Below are 18137 nucleotides of genomic sequence, written 5' to 3'. Positions count from 1 at the left end.
CCCGCTCGTTTCGAGCAGGCGCACACTGCACGAAAAGCTGCGGCCTAATCCGTGTCCGCAGTGACGAGGTGTCCGCGAAAGCGGGTCAACTCCAGACAACGCGGGTGGACCAGCTCGGATCGGGGTGGGTGAAGTCGGTGGCGAACCCGGTGACCACCGGGCGCCACGGCTCCTGGCCCGGCGCGTAGCTGGGCGGGTTCTCTCCTGCGGCCGCGCTGGTCCCGGCCGAAGGGGCAGCGGAGCTGGGGACCTCGCTGGAGTCGGCCTTGGGCGGGGTCCTGGCCGAATCGGACGTCGCTGGTGCCGGCTGGGCAAGAGTCGGGCTCGCCTCAGCGCTGCGCGGCTGGGACTTCGCACCGGTCCCGGGCATGAGGAGCATCAGGGCCCCGGCGATCCCGAGTGCGGCCGCGGCCGCGGCCGCACTCGGGATCGGCGCTCCTCGTCGACCCTTGCCTGTGCTGGTTACGGCAGGGATCCGGGGTCGACGCCCTGCTGGCGCAGGAAGAGCAGCGGGTCGGTGGTGGCTCCGTCGATGCGGACCTCGAAGTGCAGGTGGTTGCCGGTGCTGTCGCCGGTGGTGCCGACTGCGCCGATCTGGGACCCAGCGGAGACGACGTCGCCGACCGAGACCTTGGTGCCGCCGTCGACCTGGTGGGCGTAGTAGGTGTCGACGTTGGGCGCGGTGTGGACGATGACGAGGTTTCCGCACCCGCCCTTGTTGAGGCCGGCGGAGGTGACGGTGCCGTCGGCGGTGACGTAGATGGGTGTGCCGGAGGGTGCGCCGAAGTCCAGGCCGGCGTGGAAGTTGCTCGAGCCGTCGGTGGGGCTGCGCCGCGGCCCGTAGCCGGAGGTGAGCTGGTAAGTGCCCGGTGCCATCGGCAGCGCCCAGCCGTTGGCTGAGACCGCCCCGCCGGCACCGGTGGCGCCGCAGCCGGCCTCTGCAACATCCGGAGAGGTGCTCGTGCCCGCTGCGGGCGCACCCGCGTCCTCACCAGTGGTGGGCGCAGGGGCGGCGGCGGAGTCGGTGATGTGGCCGCTGACGCCGGCTAGCCGCTGGTGAAGCTGCGTGGCGATGAGCTCGTCGTCGGCGTAGGCGCCTGGGGACGCCGACCGCTGGACTCGCTGCGCTGCCACGGTGACCGTCATCTGCTGCCAGCCGGTCACCTGGTTGAGCGCGTCGTAGAACTTCCGGGCCGCCGTCGGGGGGTCCATGAGCTCCTCGAGGGTGCCCCACCAGGGGTACTGCTGCTGGAAGGCGTTGACGCTGCCGTGGTCGGTGCCGACTGCGTCGTGCGGGAAGGTCAGCGACCGCTCCACGCCGAGTTGGTCGGGCCGCAGATCACCGCCCACGCCGTCGTTGGCGTAGTTCTGGAAGCGGGACTCCTGGCTGGCCACGGCCAGGGCGATGATGATGCCGCGGGGGGTCATCTGCAGCTGCTCGCCCACCGCCACGATGGTGGCGGCCGAGGCGACCTGCTGGGCGTCGAGCCCGTCGATGCTGATCGTCTCCAGGTAGCCGGCCTCGAACGCACCTCCCGGGTGGCTCCCGGGCACCAGGCATCCGGCTGCGTTGGCCTGGCTGCCGCCCAGCAGGGCGGTCACCACGAGCAGTGGCAACCCGAACAGGACCAACGCGCTGACCGTGAGGACACCTCCGGCCACCAGCAGCAGCTTGCTCATGTCGGCCGATCAGTCCGGTGGCGGCGGGGTCGGGTGACCGGTGGCCCGGCGCATGGTCTGGTGGTTCGCTGCGCGGCGGGCGGCGAGCTCGGCGCGCAGTCGGGCGGCCCGGTCGTCAGTCGGCGGCGACGTCTTGGCCGGCGCCGAGATCACCTCACCGCTGACCGGACTGACCGGTGTCCGCACCTGCGGGCGGGACGGCGCCTTGGTCGACGACGTCGCACCAGCAGCGGTGCCCGTCGCCTTGGTCGACGTCGTCGTCCCCGGGGCACTGGTCGACGACGTCGCGCCCGGTGACGTCGGGCCCGTCGAGGTCGAACCTGTCCTCCGGCCTGCTGCCGTCGCCGATCCTGCGGCGGTGCTCCCGCCTCGAGCACGGCTGTTCGGCGCCGGCGGGGCAGCGGTGGAGGTCGCCCGTGCCCGTCGGCTGTCCACCGGACGGCTGCTGGAGGCTGCCGTCGAGCCACCGGCCACTGCGGGCGCCCCGCCAGGGCTCTCCCCGTCCGGCGAGCGTCCGGCGGTCAGCGCCAGGGGCGCTCCCGACGGCGAAGTGGCTGAGGCTGCCGCCGGTAGCGCCTTGACGACGAGGCGACCTGCCACCGCCACGCGGCGGGCGGTCTGGGCCGTCTGGATCGCGGCCGCAGCAGTCGCGGCGTGCCCGCCGGCCTGCAGCGCAGCCGATGCGCCACCGGTGAGGTAGAGGGCGGCTACCTGCCCGCCGAGTGCGAGCAGCTTGCCGCCGGTCTTCCGGCCTGCACGGGTGCTGGCCACGCGCTGGCGCACCGCACCTGCTGCGCCTCCGCCTCCCATGCCGCCGGAGGGCGAGCCTCCCCCCGGGAGGGCGCCGGCGGCGCCGGGCGACCTTCCTGAGCCGGCCAGCAGCTGCGGGATACCGCGATTGGCGCCTGCGGCGCCGGCTGCTGCACCGGCAGCGACCGGGCTGCCCATGCCGCGACCGATCCAGCCGCCCAGCACCTCCGCGGCGCCGTTGATGCCACGGCCGGCGGCGAGCGAACCCCGCCCCAGCGCACCGGCGCCGCGGCCGGCGATGCGGCCGGCATCGGCTGCCATGCGGCCCTCGTAGTACAGCTCGCTGGAGCTGAACTGCTTGCGGGCCGGCAGCGCACTCGGGCCGGCACCTGGGCGGGTGGACAGCGCCGCGGTGAGGCGGTCGGCTGCGCGGCGCAGCTTCTTGCGGCCCTTCCAGAACAGGACGATGCCGATGACCAGCATGACGTCGACGAGGAAGAAGGTCGCCATCGTGCCGGCCGAGCCGTCGCTGCTGGACGCGAACAGCCCTTGGATAAAGATCAAGTAGCTGGACAGGAAGACGACTGCGAACACCAGCGTCACCAGCGCCATGGCCAGGTCGGCGACGGTCTGGAACAGCGCTCCTCGAGCGGAGCCGGGCAGGATCGCCAGGATCACCGTGACGATCAGCCGCAGGGCTTGGTAGAGCGCGTAGGCAGCCGCCAGCATCACCGCGCCGGCCAGCACGATGGCGAAGACCATCACGAACAGCGCTGCCGGGCTGAGGATCACCGCGCTGGTCGCCTGCCCCAGCCCCGGGTTGGCCGCGGCCTCGCCGAGGTTCTCGTCGCAGCCGGCGATCGCGTCGCGGATGGTGTCCTCGGAGCCGTAGGGGCCGCCGCGGATGACGTCGTCGTAGGCGCCCTCGCAGGGGCCGCCGTCGAGGACCTCACCGAAATTGATCATCTGGGTGGGGGTGCGGATGAAGGTGTCGACGAGCGCGCCGGTGACGACTTGGCGCATCGCGTCGGCGTCGCCCTCGACGTTGCCGTTGTTGGCCATCCCCGATGCCAGCTCCAGCCCGACGTCGCGGGTCTGCACGATGAGCCCGTCGTCGCCGGCGACCTTCTCCACCGGGTTGGCGAACGCCCCCACGGCCAAGGCTGCGATGACGAGGCTGGCGAAGAGCTCGAAGATGCCAAGGGCCCACCGTCCGCGAGCCATCCAGGTGAAGGCGATGAGCGCGGCCGCGGTGGCGAGCAGGGGCGTGATGCCGAAGCGGTCGACCACCACCTGCAGGCTGTCGCCCAGGGCCAGGACGGGGGTGGAGATGGTGGCCAGCCAGGAGAAGGAGATCGCCCAGTCCAGGAACCAGATGGCGATCACGACGCAGCTTCGGTACAGGCCCCACACCAGGTCGATGACGAACGACCAGATGATCTTGTTGGGGCTGGTGATCCCACCTCGGTCCAGGGACATCTCGTAGTTCCACACCGAGATGCCGCGGCTGTCCTGCAGGTCGATCCAGCTCAGGGCACCCGGAACCTGCCCGGAAGAGCCGTCGGCGGCCTGGGCGAGCTCGAGCTGCCACGCCCAGAACATGACGGTGGCGATCGCCGTGATGAGCCAGCTCGGCAGGCGCCGACGGTGGCCACCGACGTCGGGTGCGGCCCTCTGGTCAGTCGTCGCCCCTCGACGGCCGGTGGTGTGCCCCTGCTGGCAATCGCTGCGGCGCCAGGGCCGCGGCATCACGCCGCCGACCCGCGCAGCGACTGCATCTCCGGCGGCGAGGTGCGCACGGCCACGTTGCGGGCCGGCAGGCAGGGCGGCAGCACCTTGATCCGGCCCACGTTGCCCGAGGAGTCGCGCATGAAGGCCTCGCCGCGGCGGTGCTCGGGCACTCCCTGGGGACCTACCGGGGAGGTCTCCTCGGTGAGGAGGGTCAACAGCTCGTCGTCGTTGGGGTCCAAGTCCAGCCAGGCCAGGCCCCGCTTGGCCAGCGTCTTGTCCCGGTGGCGCATCAGGATGCGGGTGGGGATCAGGCCGCGGAGGGTGGCGCTGCCGAAGTCGGCCTCGGGGTCGTGGGAGCCCAGCATGGTGGCCGCGCTGTGCTTGCGGCCGTCCCGGACGAACTCGATGAGCTCCTGCTCGCCTTCAGGGCTGGCCGTCACGTGGTGGGCCTCGTCGACGACGAAGGCCCCCAGCACCCGCGGGTCAGCGAAGCAGATGCCGCGCGCCAGGGCTGCGGTGAGGGCGTACATCGCACGGCCGAAGAGCTTTTCCAGCCGCAGCTGCTCGAAGAGGTGCCGGTGGGCCAGCTCGTCACGGGTGGGCAGGGCGAGGGTGTGGGTGCGCACCACGATGCCCGGGGCCTCAGGGAGCGAGGGCAGGGACTCGTCGAAAATCGCTCGCCCGAAGTCCCGGCGGGCAAAGACGTTCATCTTCCGGGCGAGCTCCTCAGCACCCGGCAGCGTGCAGCCGTTCTCCAGGTGTCCGCGCAGCCCGCCGAGGGCGGTGATCCCGTGGTTCTGCAGGTAGGCCGCGTCGAGAACCTCCGACAGCAGGACGCCCAGGGCGCTCAGGGGCGAGACGTTGAGCAGCGGCGTGAGGAAGCTGTGGGTGATCCGGCCACCGTCGGAGGCGGGGAACAGCCGCAGCGGGTCCATGCTGAAGGCCGGGTCGTTGATGTCGACGACGACGGCGTCGGTGACCGACTCGGCCCACTGGGCGTACTCCCCCAGCTGGGTGCGATCGGCGCAGATGACCCGGCCGCCTCGATCGATGACGTCGCCGGCGAGCTTCTTCAGCGTCAGCGACTTCCCCGATCCGAGCTCACCGGCGATGGCCAGAGACCCGGACACGTCACGGGCGGCGGCGCCGGCGATGTCGTGCATGACGACCCCGACGCGGCCGGTGGAGATGTTCCAGCCCAGCAGCGACCCCTTGCTGTCCCCGAGCTCGCTGGAGGCCAGCGGGACGGCCGCCGAGAGCCCTCTGGAGGTGGCGATCTGGGCGTGCTGGCGGACCACCCGGCTGGTGGGGACGCCAGGCTGCATGGCCCACCAGAGCTCCTCCTGCTCCCCCAGGGGCTGGCTGACCTTGTAGCCGGAGTCGGCCAGGTAGCCGGCGACGACCTTGGCCTGATCCTGGGTGGACTTCGGGTCGGGGCCGGCGACGCAGAAGATGGTGGTCGACTGGGCCTCGACCTCGAGCTTGTCCCCGCTGAGCACGTCCACGTACTCGGCGAGGTCCGCGGCCACCTTGTCCAGTGCGTTCATCGCGTGCGACAGCTCGCCCTCGCGCTGCCCGTACCGCTCGTTGAGGTTGACCAGGGCCTTGCGGTTCTGCTTGGCGACCTCGTCTGAGGAGCGCACGAGCAGGCGCATGGCCCAGTCGACTTCGATGCCGCACTCGTCGATTCGCCCGATGAACTCACTGCCCGGGAAGAGCATGCCGTCGGTCGGGACGTCGCTGAGGATCATCAGCGCCTGGTAGGATGCCCCGGTCGCGGAGGCCTCCGTCGCCTGGTCGACCTTCAGGTAGCGGTGCTCCAGCGGGTTGACCAACCGCCCGCGGGCCGAGGGGCGGTCGGACTGGCCACCTTCATCCAGCAGCGGTTCAGGCAGGCCTCCGCCGGTGCGGGGGGTCAGCAGTGCCCCGCTGACGTCGGTGTTGCTCTCATCGGGCAGGTCGAGGTCGAGGAAGAGGCCGCGCTGCTGGGCGTGCAGGTGCAGCCACATCATCTGGGCGGCGGTGGCCGCCTTGGCGCGGAAAGGTGCCGGGATGGCCGCGCTGACCTTGTCGGCCAGCTCGAGGTAGCCGCGGATCTCCTCAGCGGGGATGCCTGCCCGTGGGAGGGCCAGCGCGTCGCGCAGGTCGGCAGCGGCCGCGCGCAGCGGCTCGCGGAGGCGCGCGCCGCCGGCGGCCAGGGGCACCGACAGCCAGAACACCCGCTGCCCCGGTCCGACCTCGTCGAGGGTCTGCAGCGTGGCCTGGCACTCACTGGCCCAGTCCGGGCAGTCGTCGAGGTCCAGGCCGGTGATCATGCGGTCGACGACCGCGGCCGGGTCCAGGCCGGCGCAGATGCCCAGGAGCAGCGATTCCCCGGGCAGGGCCCGCAGCAGCGCCTGGTGATAGCCACGGACGACGTCCTTGTCCTTGTCCGGACGGAAGCCGTAGGGCAGCGGTCGCAGGAGGAAGTCGGCCCAGACGGTACCGGTGCGAGTCCACCGGAGGTTGCCGGCGATGCTGCGGGTCGGTGAGCGCATCAGCTGCTCCTGGAAGTCGTGGGCGACGTCGCAGACGCCGCGTTCTGTGCCAGCAGCGCCTGCACGCCGCTCAGTGCGGGCGCGGACGGCACGGACGTGGACGGCGCAGGGGCGGCCATCTGCTCGGCGACTGGTGCCGGGATCGGTCGCGGCGCTGGGCGCGGGGCCGTCTGGTGGCTGGTGGTGCGCTCGCGGCGGCGGTGCCCGAGGCTGCTGCGCTGCCTGGCCCGGCGGGGTGAGGCGGTGGCTGCTGGCGCCCGGTGCTGTCCACCGGCGGCCGGCTCGGCGATCGGCGCCGGCTGGTCACGCGCCGGCTCAGCAACTGCTGTCGGTGGAACTGCGGGTGCCGCCTCAGCGATCCCCACCGGCTCAGCGACCGCCGCGGGAGGCACAAGGACGGTGATCCGGTGCTGAACGTGGTGTGGCCGACGCAGCCGCACCGGACGCCCCCCGTAGCGGCCGGCGCTCGGCGCGCTGATGGCCCGCCAAGCACCGGCTCCCAGCGCCAGGGGGCTGCGGGAGCCGAGCGGGATCTTGCCGAGGAGGAAGACCAGCCCGTAGACCACGCCGGCGAGGAGCAGGCCGTTGCCGACGAGGCCGTAGCGCGCCCACAGGGAGGTGGTCTTGAGGCCGAGGAACATCAAGACGCCAGCCGCTGTGACCTGGGTGATCGTGTAGGGCCCACCGGGGATGCGGGTGCCATCCGGGGTGCGACCGATCAGCTGAGGGAATCGGCGGGCACGGGTGTACCAGCGCACGACCTGCTGGTCGGTGCTGCTCATCGGGCCGTCACCGCTGCTCATCGCCTCGTCGATGCGGAGCGGTCAGGCCGCGACCAGAGTGAGACCGGCGACGTAGGGCTCCGGGGTGCTCTCGGCGAGCTGGCCGCTGCTGACTGGGGCCGAGTTCACCTCGTTGCCGACCCGGTCCTGCAGGTCGGTCACGTTCCACACGCCGTAGACGAAGATCGCCCCGCAGCCGATGGCGATGATGATGGCCGCCATGGCGCCCTTGGTGGCGACGGCGCGGTAGATGATGAAGATGACAGCCACCACCACCGCGACAGCGCGCAGCAGGACCATCAGGGCGTCGACCTTCTCGCCGGCCCAGTCGAAGACGCCATCGGCGGCTGCCTGGACGACCATCGGCCCCTGGTCGGCCAGGATCTGAGTGGTGCTCATGGTGTGTCCTCTCTCGGTTCAGCTGGTGAGCGAGGTGCCCGGGCTGGTCGTGGGGTCAGGAACTGCGCTCGAAGACGCAGGTGTCGAGCTGCTCGATGAAGGCGTGGCGCTCGAGGTGGCCGCTGACTGCTCTGCGGCCAGTCGAGGTGCGGGCTCCATCGAGAGCACCTCCCACCGCCCTTCTCGGGCGGCGAGGGTGAGCGCGTACTGCACCGAGATGGCCTGACCAGCGGTCGATCGGACTTCCGCGGTGACGAGCTCGTGGAGCTGGTCACCGTTGTCGGGTTCATCAGGCAGGTCCGCGGGATCCTGGTCGACCTGCAGCTTGCGGATCCGCACCTCGGCGTAGGGAGCCGGCGTGATGGCCTGGATCTGGGTCCCGGGGCTGACGTAGCGCGTGACATCCCCGGTCCCGGTGAGCAGGGCCGCCAGGAACTCGGCGCTGGCGGTGCTCGCCGGGTGCTGGTCGGCGAGGGAGTAGCCGTACCCCAGCCGACCCGCCTCGGCTGTCGCCGGTGCCGCCACCGGGGCGGGGAGCGCCTCAGCGACCAGGGCGCCGGCGTCGTATCGCACCGGCACGGTGAAGAAGCGACGGACCGAAGCTGCCTGGGCCGGATCCGCACCGGCCGCCGGCGGCGTGACCGTCGCTGCCACCGTCACCGCCCACCGGCCGGGCCCGGTGCGGGCGAGGGCAGCCGTCGCGGGATCGGTGACGGTCCAGGGGACCTCGGGCAGCTGGATGCTGGAGGCGTCGAGGAAGACTGCCAGCGCCGCCTCCTCCCCTCGCGGGGTGGTCAGCCAGGCGACCACTAACCGCTGGGAGAACTCCCCCACCGCGGTCTGCTCGCTGGCGGTGTCCTCGACCTGCTGGGTCTGCGCGCTGGCCACCGGTTGAGCGCTGAGAAAGGCCACTCCGCCCATCAGCAGGCCCACCGGCCCACATGCCACCAGCGTCCACAGCAGGCCGGTGGCACCCCGGGTGGCCCACTTCGAGCCGCCCGTCCACTGGCCCTGCAGTCGGATGTCGGCGTCGGGGATGCCGCTGTCGTCGTGGCCTTGGGCGTCCTTGGGCTGCGCCTCAGTACCTGGCCGCGATCCACGCCTGGAGATGAGCTTCACGCCGCGCCTCCAGGCGCCCAGAAGGTGCACCGGCGGGCGCTGTCGAACCCCGGGAGCGGAGCGTCCCCCAGAGCCGGCAGCGCGCCGCCGGCGTCAGTGGTCAGAGAGTCGGTGGCGACGACATGGAGCGTCGGTGCGCCGGCAGGAAGACCCGTCTTGGCAGCGAGCCGACGCAGCGCCGCCTGCGCTGAGCGGACGGGCTCACCCAGGACTTCGCGCATCTGGCCGACGGCGTCTTCATCCAGCGGGTGGTCCTTCAGCTCGGCCAGCGCACGCACGATCCGCAGCTTCGCGGCGTGCACCAGCGCGGCATCGGAGAGGCTGCGGGCCCCGTCGTCGAGCTCGTCGTCCATGCTCTTGCGCCTCCACCGTTGGTCCCTGACACCCCCGGAAGGTGCTGGTGGTGGAGTGGTGTGACAGCGGTGGCAGCTCCTTTTTCGCGGACTTCCGCCGCGGCGTGGGCTAGACCCATCGAGTCTCTGAGCTGGGCGTTTATGCCACAGGTCGAGCTGGGCGAGGGCTAGTCGGCACCGTGGCTGCGGCCTGGGCCGCAGGGGAGATGGGCTGCGGGCAAGAGGTTGGGCAAGGGTGCCCGCTCAAGGTGGCGGGGTCCCAGCCGCACACGTGGATCGGAGCCCACCGTGTCGTCAGCCACCCCCTCCCTCTCGCCGGGCCGCAACGGCGCCGCCGCGCGCAGCGTCGGCATCTTCGGCCAGCTCGTCGACGAGTGGTCGCGGCTGTGCCAGCTGCCCTCGACCAGGCGCCAGCTCCACCGCTGGATCTCCGCCGAGGAGGCGCTGGCGGGGACGACATCGCTGCAGCAGCTGATCACGCGCATTGACGAGGGCTCCCGCGAGGAGGACGACGGGTTGCTCGGGGCCCTGATCCGGCTCGCCCAGTCCGGTCAGACGATGGCCGGCCGGACCGTGCTGCAGGCCATGCTGCCCAAGCTGATCCGCTTCTCCCACACCACGCGACCGACTCGGGAAAGCGCCCAGGCCGAGGACCACCGGCACGTCATCGTGGCCACGTTCTGGACCGTGCTGGCCCGCTACCCCATCCACCGCCGCTCCTCTCGGGTCGCGGCGGGCCTGGCGCTGGACACCCTGCACGCCCTCACCGCGGACACCCGCGCTGGCGCCGTGGAGTTCCCGGTGCCCGCCGACGCGCTGGACCAGGTGGCCGGAGACCAGGTCGAGGAAACGGCCTTGAGCACCAAGGCCGGGGAGCTCAGCAGTGACGCCGACCTGCTCGAGGTCATCGCCTGGGGCATCGACTCCGGCGTGCTGTCCGGCGATGACGCGGCCGTCCTCGCCCGGGTCTACCTGCCGGAGGAAGGTAGACCCACCTCCTCCACCGTCGCCGCCGAGCTGGGGCTGTCCCCGACTGCGCTGCGGCAGCGGTGCAGTCGGGCCCGCCGCCGGCTCATCGCCGCTGTGCAGGCCGACGCACTGGGACTGGTCGCCGTCCAGCCGAGCTCGCGGCCCCTACGAGGCCGTCACCGCCTGAGCCTGCTGTAGTCGCCCTCCTGCGCCCGCTGAGGCTGCCTGCCCGGCCCGTCAGCGCGCCCCCTCTGGGCGGCCAGTGCCCGCTGACTGCTCGTCTGCAGCGTTGCTGTCACCTGACCGGGTGATCCTCGGGGCGAGGATGCCGGGCCTGGTGTAGCTCCGCGTGATGCTCGTGAGGTGCCCCGCCCTGCCCCTCTCCCCCGGCCCCAGGTCCCCGCGGCGCCTCAGCGCCCGGTCACGACCGGTCGGTTGCTCAAGCTCGGCCTGCCATCGGCCGGGGCCCCCAGGTCATCCGCGCCGGGGTCGAGCGGCAGCCAGGTGGTGAGGGCCTTGCCCCAGCTGTGGCAGGCCGGTGCGGGCATGGTGTGCGGCTCTTGGCGTCTGCTTGTCGGTTAGGTGACAGGCATGGTGGCATGGGTGGTGGCGCGTTGGTGGGCACATGGTGGTTGCCACCTGTCGGCAAGGCGGCTACCTAGTGCGTATCTAGTGGTCGCCAGTCAGCGGCCAAGAGTGTGGCGCATTGGCGACAGTTAGGGGCAAGCTGCTGGCCCACTGACGGGCTGTTGGCTGCCTGTTTCGCGCGCGTCGACCACAAACAGGGGAGCGACTGTCCGCCAGCGGGCTAGCGTCACGCAGTCGACGCAGAAGCCCGTGGGGGCCTGCTGTCACAACTCGTGAGGTCAGCCGACCTTTCCCCAGCGTGGAGGGCAGAAGACGTGGTCGATGAGATGAGCGATGACCGCTTGAGCCGAGTGGTCGCAGTGATCAACGGCAAGGGTGGAGTGGGCAAGACGTCGGTGACCGCCAACGTCGCCGGCCAGCTCGCCCTGGCCGGCTACAAGGTGCTCGCGGTCGACATCGACCTCAGCGGCAACCTGAGCCTGGACCTGGGCTACGTGGGCGACGCCAAAGACGACGGCGGCCAAGGACTGGTCGACGCCGTGTGGCGCAGCGGGCCGGTGCCCCTCATCGCCGACGTCCGACCCTCACTGGACGTCGTCCCCGGCGGCCGCCACCTCGAGATGCTCGCGGCGATCGAGTCCACGCCCATGAGCACCGAACTCCCCGGTGGGGGAGTGGCCACCGCCTTCGCTGCCCGCCTGGCCGAGATCGCCGAGAACTACGACCTGGTGCTGCTCGACTGCGCCCCCGGCAACCCGATCCTGCAGGACATGGCGCTGCACGCCGCCCGCTACGTGCTCATCCCCACCAAGACCGACGCCGCAGGCTGGGAAGGCCTGCGCATGGTGGGACCCCGGGTGAAGAAGGCCCGCAAGACCAACCCGGCCCTGACCTACCTGGGTGTCGTCCTCTTCGCCCACCAGACCAACGCCACCCGAGTCCGCGGAGCCACCAAGGCCCGGCTGGCCGAGGTCAGCGACACCGTGCCGATGCTGGACAGCTACATCCGCCACTCCGAGACCGCCGCCCACGACTGCCGCCAGCGCGGCCAGCTGGCCCACGAGCTCGCTCGTGACGTCAGCAACTCGACCAAGGAACGACTGTCAGCGTTGCGCACCCGCCGCGACGGCGACAACGTCATGCCGCTGCCCGCGGCCCTGTCCGGCACCGCCGACAGCCTGGCCGGCGACTACGCCGATGTCGCTCGAGAGGTCATCACCAAGATCGCCACACTTGAGGCGACCACGCCGCTCAACAACGTCAGCGGCCGGTGACCGACATGGCCACCTCTAAACCCGGCGCCGCCCGCGCGATTCCGGTCGGCCGCCTGTCCGACTTCGAGGACGCCGGCGATCCCGACGCTCAGGACTCCCACTTCCTCAAGGGCCTGCTCACACCACGTCTCGCACCCCGCTCCAGGCCCGCGGCAAACCCCGGCACCGAACCCGGCGAGCCTGTTCCGCCAGAAGCCCGGTCTGATGCTGCAGCAGCCGACGTGGTCGAAGACCGGGCCCCTGAGGTCGATGGGGACGAGGCTGGCCCGAACTCTGGCGGCGAGTCTGGCTCCGTGGAGCCCGCCAGCTCAGGCATCAGCCCTGCTGCCTCCATCGAGCACATCGGCGACGGCATCCGAACCACCCGACCTCCCCGCAAGCGCGCCCCCCGCCGCCAGACGCCCTCCGAGACGCCGGAAGCAACCGGCGATGAGGAGCTGGACCCCGCCGGCAACAAGCTCCGGGCCAGCAACGTGCACATCCCCGCCAACTTCATGCCCCGCCTCACCAAGGCCCGCAGCGAGCGCCGGCTGTCCAACGGGGAATGGGTCATCGCCGCCCTCGAGGCCACCCACGACCAGCTGGGGAGCTTGATCCGCGCAGAGCCCACCGGAGGGTCCCTTTTCGCCCCTCGCGCCACCCGGGCCGCCCGCACCTACGACGGGCCCCTGACGCCGTTCAACATCCGCCTCCGGGAGGCGGACTACACGGTGATCGACGAGCTGGTCGTGACCTTCCGGGCCAGCTCCCGCGGCCACCTGATCACCGTGGCCTTCGACGCCTTCCTCCCCGCCCCCTGAGACACGCAGGAGCCTTGATGCCCAGCAGCACCGCGCGAGCCAAGGGTGCCGTCCCGCAGACGGCGCCCCCAGAGACTCCGGGCACCCGCTTCGGCGACGGGGCCTCCGCGGCAGTGGCGGCTCCACCCAAGCTGCGGCGCCGTACTGGCTTGATCGCGCTGGGCATCGCGCTGGTGTGCCTCGGTGGTGCCGGGGCTGCCTTCCTGGCCACCTCGGTCGGTGACACCAGCCCCGTGCTCACGCTGCGCCAGGACGTCGCTCGGGGAGAGGTGATCGAGGCATCTGACCTCACCGTTGCCCGCATCAACGGTGACCCGGCCCTGCGCACGGTCGCTGAGTCCGAGCAGGACTCGATCGTGGGGCAGCGGGCAGCGGTCGACCTGTCCGCCGGCAGCATCCTCACGCCGCAGTCCACGACGACCGAGCTCAGCCCCGCCGCGGGGCAGTCCCTGGTCGGGGTGACCCTGACACCGGCGCAGCTGCCCTCGCACGCGCTGACCGCCGGTGACCAGGTGCGCATCGTGGCCACCCCGCGCGAGCAGGACGACCCGCCGGGCATCGCCCCGCCGATCTACCAGGCGATCGTGGTGGAGACCCACGCGCTGCCCGACACCGGCCAGGTCGTCGTCGACGTCACCGTGCCCGCCGCCACCGCCGGCCAGCTCGCAGCCCAGGTCGCCACCGGTCGGATCGCACTCGTGCTGGACTCCGAGGAGCGCTGATGACCGTCATCGCCCTCACCTCCGCCCGCGGCGCCCCCGGAGTGACCACCACAGCGCTGGCCCTCACGATGACCTGGCCCCGTCCGGTCCTGCTGCTGGAGGCCGACGTGTCCGGCAGCAGCAGCATCCTGGCCGGCTACCTCGGTGGAACCCGGTCGCATGACCGTGGCCTGATCGACCTGGCGCTGGCTCACCGCTCGGGGACCCTGTTCACCGGCCTGCAGCAGAGCTCGGTGGACCTGCCGGGCAGCAAGAAGTGGCTGCTCCCCGGCCTGGTCAGCCCCGCTCAGGCCGGCAACCTGCGCCCGGTCTGGGATCCACTTGCCACCGTCCTGTCCGGCCTCGAACGCGAGGGGATGGACGTCATCATTGACGCTGGCCGCCTCGGCGCCGAGCACGCGCCCATGCCCCTGCTGCGACAGGCCGAGGTGACACTGTTGGTCACCCGCACGACCCTGCCGGCGATCGCTGCGACCCGGGCGCGCGCCAAGCTGCTGGCCGAGGACCTGGCCCAGCAGGGGACCGGCAGCGACGGCTTCGGCCTGCTGCTGATCGGGGATGGGCAGCCCTACAGCGCCCGCGAGATCGTCACCGCCGTGGGCGTGCCCGTCATCGCCTCGATCGGCTGGGACCCCGTCCACGCCGAGGTCTACAGCGTCGGTACCCCCGCTCGCCGACTGGAGACCTCGGTGCTGACCCGCAGCGTCACCGCCGCCGCCAGCTCCATCCAGCAGCTGGCCACCAGCCGGCGCACCCGGCTGGCTCCTGGCTCACTCGTCGGGCAGGAAGGACACACCCATGCCTGATCTCTCACCCGCGACCGACCGCCCGAACCTCGCCGACCTGCCGCTGTTCGCCGATCCGTCGACCGCCCACCGGGCGGACGTCCCTCCGACCGATCAGCCGGCTGCGACACAGCGACCGTCGGCGTGGGCGCTGGCCGGTCCCGCGCCGGCCCAGGCACCCATCTCTCCCACGCAGGACCGCGACCTCACCCTGCCGGCGGCAGCGCCATCTAGCGCGCCCCGGGCCGGGATCGGCTCCCTGCCCGCTGACCCCGGACCGCTCGGTCAGGACACGAACAGGGATGCGATCGACTGGAGCCTGGTGCGCGCCTTCCGCACCCAGGCCGCCCAGCGGCTCTCCGGAGCACTCCAGGACCGCGACGGCATGGACGACGCCTCCCAACGCGAGCTGGGCCGCAGCCTGGTGCAGGAGCTGCTGCGCGAGCACACCGAGGACACCTTGAGCTCGGGTGCCCTCACCATCACCCCCGACCAGCAGCAGAAACTGGTCACAGCCGTCTTCGACAGCCTGTTCGGCCTGGGCCGCCTCCAGCCGCTGGTCGACGATCCCGACATCGAGAACATCGAGATCAACGGCTACGACAACGTGCTGCTGCAGTACGCCGACGGCAGCCTGAAGCCGGGACCTCCGGTCGCCGACAGCGACGAGGAGCTGATCGAGTTCCTGCAGTTCCTCGCCAGCCGCTCCCAGAGCAACGAGCGCCCCTTCAGCCCGGCCAGCCCCGAGCTGCACCTGCGGCTGGACGGCGGGTCCCGGCTGGCGGCCAACGCCTGGATCACCCCCCGCCCCGCGGTGGTGATCCGGCGCCACCGGCTGAACCGAATCACCCTCGATGACCTGGTCGAGCGAAAGATGCTCGATGAGGAGCTGGCCTCGCTGCTGCGCGCCGCGGTGCGGGCCCGGATGAGCATCGTGGTCAGCGGCCCGCAGGGCGCGGGCAAGACGACCCTGGTCCGGGCGCTGTGCGCTGAGCTGGACCCATGGGAGCGGGTGGGCACGCTGGAGACCGAGTACGAGCTCCACCTGCACGAGATGCCTGAGCGGCACCGCCGGATCACCGCCTGGGAGGCGCGCCCGGGCAGCGGTGAGCGCGGTGCCGACGGTCGCGCCGCCGGCGAGATCACCCTCGACCAGATCGTCTACGGCTCCTTCCGGTTCAACCTGGAGCGGTTCATCGTCGGTGAGGTCCGGGGCAAGGAGGTCCTGGCGATGTTCAAGGCCATGCAGGGTGGGGCCGGGTCGATGTCGACTACGCACGCCCACGAGGCCACCGCTGCCATCGAGCGCCTGGTGGGCGCAGCGATGGAGGCGGGCCCGCACGTCTCCGAGCAGTACGCCTACCGGCAGGTCGCCGAGCACATCGACCTCATCGTGCAGGTCCGGCTCGAGGCCGGGCACAGCAGCAACGGCCAGGCCCCGCAGCGCCGCCGCTACATCTCCGAGGTGCTCTACGTCGAGTCCGGGGAGAACGGCCGGCCGGCGACCACGCACGTGTTCCTGCCCGGGCCGGACGGCCGGGCGGTGCCCGGGAGCCTGCCCCAGCCGCTGGCCGCGCTGACCCGCTTCGGGTTCACCCCGAGCGGCTTCAACGGCGGGCAGGCCGCATGACCCCGTTCCTGGCCGCGGTGGCCGCCATGTGCGTGCTGGGCGGGCTGCTGCTGATCATGTCGGGCACGCGCCGTCGGCCGGCGCTTCCGGCGCCCACCTCCACCACACTGGTCAGCAGCCGGCTCACTCGATCGCTGGCCAGCAGCGGACGGCTGAGCCGGCGCACCCGCTTGCTGCTGCTGGGCGGGTTCGTGGTCGGCCTGCTGCTCTGGCTGGTGACCGGCTGGGTCATCGCGGTGCTCGTTCTGCCGGCGATCGCGGTGCTGCTGCCCACCTTGTTGGTCACCTCCGACGGGACGACCAGCATCGCCCGCTTGGAGGCGATGGAGGAGTGGTCGCGCAGCCTGGCGGGGGTGCTGACCGTCGGTGTCGGCCTCGAGCAGGCGCTGGTGGCCACCCTGAAGTCCGCCCCCGATCCGATCCGCCCCGAGGTGGCCACCTTGGTGGCGCGACTGCGGGCCCGGTGGAACACCGAGCTGGCGCTGCGCGCGTTCGCCGATGACCTCAACGACCTCACCGGCGACCAGATCGCCAGCAGCCTGATGCTGGGAGCCCGGCGCCGCGGCGCCGGCTTGGCCAGCGTGCTCGAGGGCATGGCCCAGACCGTCGCCGACGACGTGCGGATCCGCCGCGCCATCGAAGCCGACCGCGCCAAGCCACGCTCAACCGCCCGCTGGATCACCCTCATCACGCTGGGGGTGCTGACCCTGCTGGCCCTCAACGGCTCCTACGTCGCCCCGTACGGGACACCGCTGGGGCAGGCGATCTTGCTGCTGCTGCTCGCTGCGTACCTGGCCTGCCTGGTGTGGATGCGCAACATCGCCAAGGGTGAGCCGCTGCCACGCTTCATCGGTGAGGGCGTAGCCAGTCGGCAGGGCCCGGCATGAGCACCCTGCAGCTGGCCATCCTCGCCGGTGCCGCGGTCGGGCTGGGAGCGGCGCTGATCATCTGGCGGTTGGCTCCGGCGCAGCCGCACCTGGCCACCGCCCTGGACCGGCTCGCCCCCGAGCGGGGCAGCCGCGACTTCGAGGTGGTCGATCACGGCGGGTCGCTGCAGGACCGCCTCGGCATCTGGGTGCAGCGCACCCTGCCGATGGTGTCGCTGGGCCGCACACCGGTTCGCGAGCTGGCGATGCTGCGCATCCCGGTGCACCGCTACTACGGCGAGAAGGCGCTGTTCTTCCTCGTCGGCCTGGTCTTCCCGCCGCTGATCACCGTGCTGCTGGCCCTGTTCGGGATGACACCGCCCATCGTCTTGCCGCTGGGTGCCAGCCTCGCCCTGGGCGCCGGCCTGTCGTTCTTGCCCGACTACAACGCCCGAGCTGACGCCAAGGACGCCCGGGTGGAGTTCTCCCACGCCTTGGCCGCCTACGTCGACCTGGTCGCGCTTGAGCGCCTCAGCGGCTCGGGGACAACGCAGGCGATGGAGATCGCCGCCGAGGTCGGGGACTCCTGGGTGTTCCAGCGGCTGCGCGAGGAGCTGGCCCGGGCACGCTGGTCCGGTACACCGCCCTGGGATTCCCTCACCCAGCTCTCCGTCGAGCTGGGGCTGCCCGAGCTCGGCGAGCTGGCCGACATCATGCGGCTGTCCGGTGAAGAGGGGGCCACGGTCTACACGACCTTGCGGGCGCGGTCGGCGAGCCTGCGCAACGCACTGCTGTCCAACGAGCTGTCCAAGGCCAACGCTGACGGGGAACGGATGACCTTGCCGGTCTCGTCGCTGTCGTTGGTCTTCCTGCTGTTGGTCGCCGTCCCAGCGGTGCTCTCGATCGTCTTCGACGCCAGCTGACCAGGTTCAGCAGCCACCTCTCAAGCGGGCGGCCAGACGTCTCCCCGCGGCCCCGATCACCTCGTCCACCAGCTCACTGTCGGGTGAAGTGCCAGCTCACGGACCACATCGGCTACGACTTTGAGACCGACCTGTCACACAATGATCGCACGCCGCACCTTCTTCAGACGGAAGGCTGCCAACGAGGTTGTCCCGGGTCTCGTGGAAGTTGAGGTGGCGGTCCCCCGCC

General features: G+C 71.6%; 15 protein-coding genes. 8 read left to right on the top strand and 7 right to left on the bottom strand.

The annotated features are described in order from the left end of the window. Window positions 1-462 precede the first annotated feature (462 nt). The 7 genes from BLW04_RS22270 to BLW04_RS22240 form a co-directional block, all read right to left on the bottom strand. On the bottom strand, window positions 463-1680 hold the full coding sequence (locus BLW04_RS22270; protein ID WP_091547564.1) for a M23 family metallopeptidase: 1218 nt from the start codon (window positions 1678-1680) through the stop codon (window positions 463-465). Window positions 1681-1689: 9 nt separating this feature from the next. Beyond that, complete coding sequence (locus BLW04_RS22265; RefSeq protein WP_139306965.1) at window positions 1690-4032, bottom strand: hypothetical protein; 2343 nt, start codon at window positions 4030-4032, stop codon at window positions 1690-1692. A gap of 146 nt (window positions 4033-4178) precedes the next feature. After that, entirely contained in the window at window positions 4179-6698 is a 2520-nt protein-coding gene (locus BLW04_RS22260) for an ATP-binding protein (RefSeq protein ID WP_091547559.1), read from the bottom strand. Further along, window positions 6698-7501, bottom strand: coding sequence for a hypothetical protein (locus tag BLW04_RS22255; protein ID WP_091547557.1), 804 nt, complete (start codon window positions 7499-7501; stop codon window positions 6698-6700). Before BLW04_RS22255 ends, BLW04_RS22260 begins: the two co-directional genes overlap by 1 nt. A 21-nt stretch (window positions 7502-7522) precedes the next feature. After that, entirely contained in the window at window positions 7523-7879 is a 357-nt protein-coding gene (locus BLW04_RS22250; protein ID WP_091547554.1) for a hypothetical protein, read from the bottom strand. A gap of 18 nt (window positions 7880-7897) precedes the next feature. After that, entirely contained in the window at window positions 7898-8998 is a 1101-nt protein-coding gene (locus tag BLW04_RS22245; RefSeq protein WP_091547552.1) for a conjugal transfer protein, read from the bottom strand. Further along, window positions 8995-9351, bottom strand: a complete 357-nt coding sequence (locus BLW04_RS22240) for a hypothetical protein (protein ID WP_091547549.1) — start codon at window positions 9349-9351, stop codon at window positions 8995-8997. Before BLW04_RS22240 ends, BLW04_RS22245 begins: the two co-directional genes overlap by 4 nt. A gap of 288 nt (window positions 9352-9639) precedes the next feature. Here BLW04_RS22240 and BLW04_RS22235 point away from each other — a divergent pair, with 288 nt between their 5' ends. From BLW04_RS22235 to BLW04_RS22205, 8 genes are all read left to right on the top strand, one after another. Further along, window positions 9640-10518 carry a hypothetical protein gene (locus tag BLW04_RS22235; RefSeq protein ID WP_091547547.1) on the top strand — a complete coding sequence of 293 codons (879 nt, stop codon included), beginning with the start codon at window positions 9640-9642 and terminating at the stop codon, window positions 10516-10518. A gap of 716 nt (window positions 10519-11234) precedes the next feature. After that, window positions 11235-12182 (top strand): ParA family protein, encoded by a 948-nt coding sequence (locus BLW04_RS22230; protein WP_139306964.1) that lies wholly within the window; start codon window positions 11235-11237, stop codon window positions 12180-12182. A gap of 293 nt (window positions 12183-12475) precedes the next feature. After that, window positions 12476-12982 (top strand): hypothetical protein, encoded by a 507-nt coding sequence (locus BLW04_RS27060; protein WP_175484211.1) that lies wholly within the window; start codon window positions 12476-12478, stop codon window positions 12980-12982. A gap of 17 nt (window positions 12983-12999) precedes the next feature. Beyond that, window positions 13000-13704 (top strand): SAF domain-containing protein, encoded by a 705-nt coding sequence (locus tag BLW04_RS22225; RefSeq protein WP_175484210.1) that lies wholly within the window; start codon window positions 13000-13002, stop codon window positions 13702-13704. Beyond that, window positions 13704-14510, top strand: a complete 807-nt coding sequence (locus tag BLW04_RS22220) for a hypothetical protein (protein WP_091547538.1) — start codon at window positions 13704-13706, stop codon at window positions 14508-14510. The genes BLW04_RS22225 and BLW04_RS22220 overlap by 1 nt, the downstream gene beginning before the upstream one ends. Beyond that, a complete protein-coding gene (locus BLW04_RS22215; RefSeq protein ID WP_091547536.1) occupies window positions 14503-16119 on the top strand; it encodes a CpaF family protein in 1617 nt (538 codons plus the stop codon). The genes BLW04_RS22220 and BLW04_RS22215 overlap by 8 nt, the downstream gene beginning before the upstream one ends. Then, entirely contained in the window at window positions 16116-17006 is an 891-nt protein-coding gene (locus BLW04_RS22210; protein ID WP_091547533.1) for a type II secretion system F family protein, read from the top strand. Before BLW04_RS22215 ends, BLW04_RS22210 begins: the two co-directional genes overlap by 4 nt. Continuing rightward, a complete protein-coding gene (locus BLW04_RS22205; protein ID WP_091547530.1) occupies window positions 17003-17908 on the top strand; it encodes a type II secretion system F family protein in 906 nt (301 codons plus the stop codon). Before BLW04_RS22210 ends, BLW04_RS22205 begins: the two co-directional genes overlap by 4 nt. Window positions 17909-18137 lie beyond the last annotated feature (229 nt).

The organism is Modestobacter sp. DSM 44400, from assembly GCF_900107175.1.
Lineage (GTDB): Bacteria > Actinomycetota > Actinomycetes > Mycobacteriales > Geodermatophilaceae > Modestobacter.
The sequence above is the reverse complement of the archived record's forward strand: the minus strand, read 5'-3'. Positions and strand labels throughout refer to the sequence as shown.